The 5,678-nt window shown below is 54.6% G+C and carries 4 protein-coding genes and 1 pseudogene; all 5 read left to right on the forward strand.

Going from position 1 to position 5,678, the window contains the following annotated elements; all coding sequences use genetic code 11:
• Positions 1-226 (forward strand): annotated as a pseudogene (locus BBW68_RS20750) (IS91 family transposase); the annotation flags it as partial.
• Positions 227-918: 692 nt separating this feature from the next.
• The gene (gene leuA / locus BBW68_RS10870; RefSeq protein WP_070135378.1) at positions 919-2,487 is read left to right on the forward strand and encodes a 2-isopropylmalate synthase; all 1,569 of its coding nucleotides are present in this window, start codon (positions 919-921) and stop codon (positions 2,485-2,487) included.
• Positions 2,488-3,570 (forward strand): 3-isopropylmalate dehydrogenase, encoded by a 1,083-nt coding sequence (gene leuB / locus BBW68_RS10875; RefSeq protein WP_070135379.1) that lies wholly within the window; start codon positions 2,488-2,490, stop codon positions 3,568-3,570.
• A 2-nt stretch (positions 3,571-3,572) separates the two neighbouring features.
• Entirely contained in the window at positions 3,573-4,970 is a 1,398-nt protein-coding gene (leuC, locus tag BBW68_RS10880) for a 3-isopropylmalate dehydratase large subunit (protein ID WP_186821319.1), read from the forward strand.
• A gap of 9 nt (positions 4,971-4,979) precedes the next feature.
• Positions 4,980-5,585 (forward strand): 3-isopropylmalate dehydratase small subunit, encoded by a 606-nt coding sequence (gene leuD / locus BBW68_RS10885; protein WP_070135381.1) that lies wholly within the window; start codon positions 4,980-4,982, stop codon positions 5,583-5,585.
• Positions 5,586-5,678 lie beyond the last annotated feature (93 nt).

Consider the following 5,678-nt stretch of genomic DNA (forward strand, 5'->3'; position numbering starts at 1 on the left):
AGCGCTGGAGATGACGCTGCGGGAAAAGCCGGAGAAGCCGGGGTTTGCGGTGCTGATGAAGGGCTTCCTAGGTACCGACCCGTACCAGTGCATCCTGTGCGGCGAACGGCTGCGTTTTGCCGGCGCTGAGGCAGGAACGCAGGCGATGGCATGACTGTCGGAAAGGTTGCGTGGAATGGAGAAAAAGCGATGGTTGCGGATGACTGAGCCGGATCAGTGTGCCTGAAAAATGGCTTTCCGGTTAAAAACACGACAGAAACTGCAAAGCTTTAAAATGCTGATTTATCTGCGAACAGATAAGGTAAAAACCTGTTTTTATGCTCAGAAATTGGAAATCATTTCCAACATCTAGGTACAGGGCGAAGCCCCATTCGTTGAATAAACGTTTTTGAGTTATGAATTCTTGTGGGCGTTTATCGCAAATACCATAACCGTAGAAAAGTTGGCTGGCAAACGGCAAACCACACCTCGAATGCGCAAAGCGTTAATTAAGGCTTTGCTGCCCCACCCTTTCCATCGACAATTATACTGAAAATGAGGCGTTCCAAAAGCGGAATATACTGCTGCCCGGTTATTTGCATTGTGATCGTTTTGTTATTAAAACTCTGTAGACATCGAATGTCCGGTCGGCTGAATATATGACCACGCAGAGCGGATTGCTATTGATGGTTGACAGCCCCGTGTTGGATCGGGTATCAATAAAGCCACTTTAAAATTTATGGGGTCTGTGATTCAATGATTCGTTCGCCCTCCTACTCGGTCTACTACTAAACGCATCCTCATTGCTCGGTAGACGGTAGACTTGTGGGCGAAATCAATTACTGATTCCAGCTTGCAAAACTAAAAAACCCGCGCCAATGCGCGGGTTTTTTTATGCTCGCTGCAACCGGCGACGTAAACACGACAAGGAACAACCCAATGAGCCAACAAGTCATTATTTTTGATACCACTCTGCGCGATGGCGAGCAAGCATTACAGGCCAGCTTGAGTGTAAAAGAAAAGCTGCAAATTGCCCTAGCACTGGAGCGTATGGGCGTCGACGTCATGGAGGTTGGCTTCCCAGTCTCCTCCACGGGTGATTTTGAATCGGTGCAGACCATCGCTCGCCAGATTAAGAACAGCCAGGTTTGCGGCCTAGCACGCTGTGTGGAAAAAGATATCGACGCAGCCTATGAAGCGCTACGCGTGGCGGAGGCCTACCGCATCCACACCTTTTTGGCGACCTCGCCGATTCATATTGCCACCAAGCTGCGTAGCACCCTGCCAGAGGTGATTGAGCGCGCGGTAAAGATGGTAAAGCGCGCACGTAACTACACCGACGACGTGGAGTTCTCCTGCGAAGACGGCGGTCGTACCCCCATCGATGACCTGTGCCGCGTGGTTGAAGCCGCGATTAATGCCGGTGCTACCACCATCAACATCCCAGATACCGTCGGTTACACCCTACCTTACGAATACGCCAACATCTTCAGCACCCTGCGCGAACGCGTACCCAACATCGATAAAACGATCCTCTCCGTCCATACCCATGATGACCTAGGCATGGCCGTCGGCAACGCGCTGGCCGCGGTAAATGCTGGTGCGCGCCAGATTGAAGGCGCCATGAACGGCCTAGGCGAGCGTGCCGGTAACTGCGCGCTGGAAGAGGTGATCATGGTGATTAAAACCCGCTGCCAGCTGATTAATGTGCACACGCGCATTAATCATCAGGAGATTTACCGTACCTGCCAGACTGTCAGCAAAATCTGCAATATGCCTATCCCGGCACATAAAGCGATTATCGGCTCAAACGCATTCGCCCACTCCTCCGGTATCCACCAAGATGGCGTACTGAAGAACCGCGAAAACTATGAAATCCTGACTCCGAAATCTATCGGTCTGAAGCAAGTACAGCTGAACCTGACTTCACGCTCCGGCCGCGCTGCCGTGAAGCACCGCATGAAAGAGATGGGCTACACCGAGGCCGAGTACAACATGGATACGCTGTACGAGGCCTTCAAAGCGCTGGCGGATAAGAAAGGCCAAGTGTTTGATTACGACTTGGAAGCGCTGGCGTTTATCAATAAACAGTCTGAAGAGCCGGAATACTTCAAGCTGGACACCTTCAACGTGCAGTCCGGTTCTGCCGTTATTGCCACCGCCACCGTGCAGCTGGGCTGCGGCGATGGGCAGAAAACCGAAGCCGCTACCGGTAACGGTCCGGTTGATGCGATCTATCAGGCGATCAACCGCATCACCGATTTCGATGCTGAGTTGATCAACTACCAGCTGACTGCCAAAGGTCACGGTAAAGATGCGCTGGGCCAAGTAGATATCGTGGTGCAGTACAACGAACGTAAATTCCACGGCGTGGGTCTGGCGACCGATATCGTTGAATCTTCAGCAAAAGCCATGGTTAACGCACTGAATAACATCTGGCGCGCGCGCCAAGTCGAGCAGGAATTGCAGCGTAAGTCGCAGATGAAAAATCAGAAGGAAGCCGTATAAATGTCCAGCAGCTACCATATTGCAGTATTACCCGGTGATGGCATCGGCCCGGAAGTAATGACTCAGGCCAGCAAAGTGCTGGACGCGGTACGCGAGCGCTTCAACATGCGCGTATCCACCAGTGAATATGACGTCGGCGGCATCGCTATTGACCGCCACGATGAGCCGCTCCCGCAGGCAACGATTAAAGGCTGTGAGCAAGCGGATGCGATTCTGTTCGGCTCGGTGGGTGGCCCAAAATGGGAACACCTTCCAGAACAGCCGGAGCGCGGCGCGCTGCTGCCACTACGTAAGCACTTCCAGCTGTTCAGCAACCTGCGCCCAGCCAGCCTGTATCAGAGGCTGGAAGATTTCTGCCCACTGCGCCGCGACATTGCCGACCAAGGTTTTGACATCCTAGTGGTGCGTGAACTGACCGGCGGCATTTATTTTGGACAGCCAAAGGGGCGTGAAGGCAGCGGGATGCATGAACGCGCTTTCGACACCGAGGTTTATCACCGTTTCGAAATCGAACGTATTGCGCGTATCGCTTTTGAATCAGCGCGCAAACGCCGAAAGAAAGTGACCTCGATCGATAAAGCGAACGTGCTGCAATCCTCTATTTTGTGGCGTCAGATTGTTAACGAAGTGGCGCAAGATTACCCGGACGTTGAGCTGAGCCATATGTATATCGACAACGCCACCATGCAGCTGATCAAGGCGCCGTCGCAGTTTGACGTGATGCTGTGCTCAAATCTGTTTGGCGACATCTTGTCAGACGAATGCGCGATGATCACCGGCTCGATTGGCATGCTGCCTTCCGCCAGCCTGAATGGAAAAGGCTTTGGTCTGTTCGAACCGGCGGGCGGTTCCGCGCCGGATATCGCCGGGAAAAATATCGCTAACCCGGTGGCGCAGATCCTGTCTTTGGCCTTGCTGCTGCGCTATAGCCTAAATGCAGAAAACGCCGCCGACGCGATCGAGCACGCCATTAACCGTGCGCTGGAAGAGGGGTATCTCACCAGCGACTTGGCCGGTAACGGTAAAGCGATCGGCACCGATGAAATGGGCAGCGTGATTGCCCAGTTTATTAGCGAAGCATAATGATGAAAACACTGTACGAGAAGCTGTTTGATGCGCACGTCGTGCACGAAGCACCTAATGAAACACCACTGATCTATATTGACCGTCACCTCGTCCATGAGGTGACCTCAGCGCAGGCATTTGACGGCCTGCGCGTGCCCGGTCGCCCGGTGCGCCAGCCGTCAAAAACCTTTGCCACCATGGATCACAACGTCTCTACCCAGTCGCGGGATATCAACGCCAGCGGCGAGATGGCGCGTATCCAGATGTCGATGCTGAAGAAAAACTGTGAGGCGTTCGGCGTGCAGCTGTTCGACCTGAACCACCAGTTTCAGGGTATCGTGCATGTGATGGGGCCGGAGCAGGGCCTGTCGCTGCCGGGCATGACTATCGTTTGTGGTGATTCCCATACCTCCACGCACGGCGCGTTAGGAGCGTTGGCGTTTGGCATCGGCACCTCCGAGGTTGAACACGTGCTGGCCACGCAGACGCTGAAACAGTCGCGGGCGAAAACCATGAAGGTGGAAGTGCGCGGCAAAACGGCAGCGGGCATTACCGCGAAAGATATTGCGCTGGCGATTATCGGTAAAACCGGTAGTGGCGGCGGCAACGGTCACGTGGTTGAATTCTGTGGCGAAGCGGTAGAAACCCTGAGCATGGAAGGCCGCATGACCCTGTGCAACATGGCGATTGAGCTGGGCGCGAAGGCCGGGCTGATTGCGCCTGATGACACCACCTTTAACTATGTTAAGGGCCGTCGTTTTGCCCCGAAAAAGGCCGAGTGGCAGCAGGCGGTAGATTACTGGCGCACGCTGAAATCTGATGACGGCGTGCAGTTCGACAAAGTGGTAACGCTGGATGCCGCCGATATTGCGCCGCAGCTAACCTGGGGCACAAATCCCGGCCAGGTGATCGCTATCAGCGATCTTATCCCGGACCCAGCGTCGTTCAGCGACCCGGTGGAACGCGCCTCTGCGGAAAAAGCGCTGGCCTATATGGATCTGAAACCCGGTATTCGCCTGACCGATGTACGCATCGACAAAGTGTTTATCGGCTCCTGTACCAACTCGCGCATCGAAGATCTACGCGCGGCGGCGGCGGTGGTAAAAGGCCATAAGATCGCCGCTGACGTGCAGGGATATGTGGTGCCCGGTTCCGGCCCGGTGAAAGCGCAGGCGGAAGCGGAAGGTCTGGATAAAATCTTTACTTATGCCGGTTTTGAATGGCGCCTGCCAGGCTGCTCGATGTGCCTAGCCATGAACAACGACCGCCTCAGCCCGGGTGAACGCTGCGCTTCCACCAGCAACCGTAACTTTGAAGGTCGCCAGGGGCGCGGCGGACGCACTCATCTGGTCAGCCCGGCGATGGCAGCCGCAGCTGCCGTAGCCGGCCACTTTGCTGACATACGCGAGCTGGCGTAAGGAATCATTATGGCAAAAAAATTTACCCAACACAGCGGTATCGTGGTGCCGCTGAATGCGGCCAACGTCGACACCGATGCGATTATCCCCAAGCAGTTTTTGCAGATGGTGACGCGCACCGGTTTTGGCCACAACCTGTTCTATGACTGGCGCTACAGCGATGCTGAAGGGCAAATCCCTAATCCTGACTTTATCCTTAACCAACCGGCGTTCAGCGGTGCCAGCATTATGCTGACGCGAGAAAACTTTGGCTGCGGCTCCTCGCGCGAGCATGCGCCGTGGGCGCTGACCGACTATGGCATCCAGACGATTATTGGCTCCGGCTTTGCCGATATCTTTGCCAACAACTCATTCAATAACCAGCTGCTGCTGGTGACGCTGAGTGAAGCAGAGGTAGATGAGATGTTTCGGATGGTCGCCGCTGAGCCGGGCATGCGTTTTACCGTCGATTTGGTCAATCAGCAGGTGCTGGTCGGGGATAATGTCTGGCCATTTGGGATTGACAGCTTCCGCCGCCACTGCCTGATCAACGGGCTGGATGCCATTGGCCTGACGTTACAGCACGATGCCGATATCAGCGCATGGGAGCAGAAACAGCCCGCGTTTCTGCGTTGATACTGCGGGCACTGTTGCAAAGATCTGGCGATGGTAAACTGATGCCACTGTTTAGTTGAAGGAGCAACAAATGAACCCATTTAAAGGTCGACA

Origin of the sequence: Candidatus Erwinia dacicola (assembly GCF_001756855.1) — a bacterium.
GTDB classification, from domain to species: domain Bacteria; phylum Pseudomonadota; class Gammaproteobacteria; order Enterobacterales; family Enterobacteriaceae; genus Erwinia; species Erwinia dacicola.

Bases quoted from the DNA above. Each gene is read 5' to 3' on its own strand.
- leuA (WP_070135378.1), top strand. From the start codon at position 919: ATGAGCCAACAAGTCATTATTTTTGATACCACTCTGCGCGATGGCGAG.
- leuB (WP_070135379.1), top strand. From the start codon at position 2,488: ATGTCCAGCAGCTACCATATTGCAGTATTACCCGGTGATGGCATCGGC.
- leuC (WP_186821319.1), top strand. From the start codon at position 3,573: ATGAAAACACTGTACGAGAAGCTGTTTGATGCGCACGTCGTGCACGAA.
- leuD (WP_070135381.1), top strand. From the start codon at position 4,980: ATGGCAAAAAAATTTACCCAACACAGCGGTATCGTGGTGCCGCTGAAT.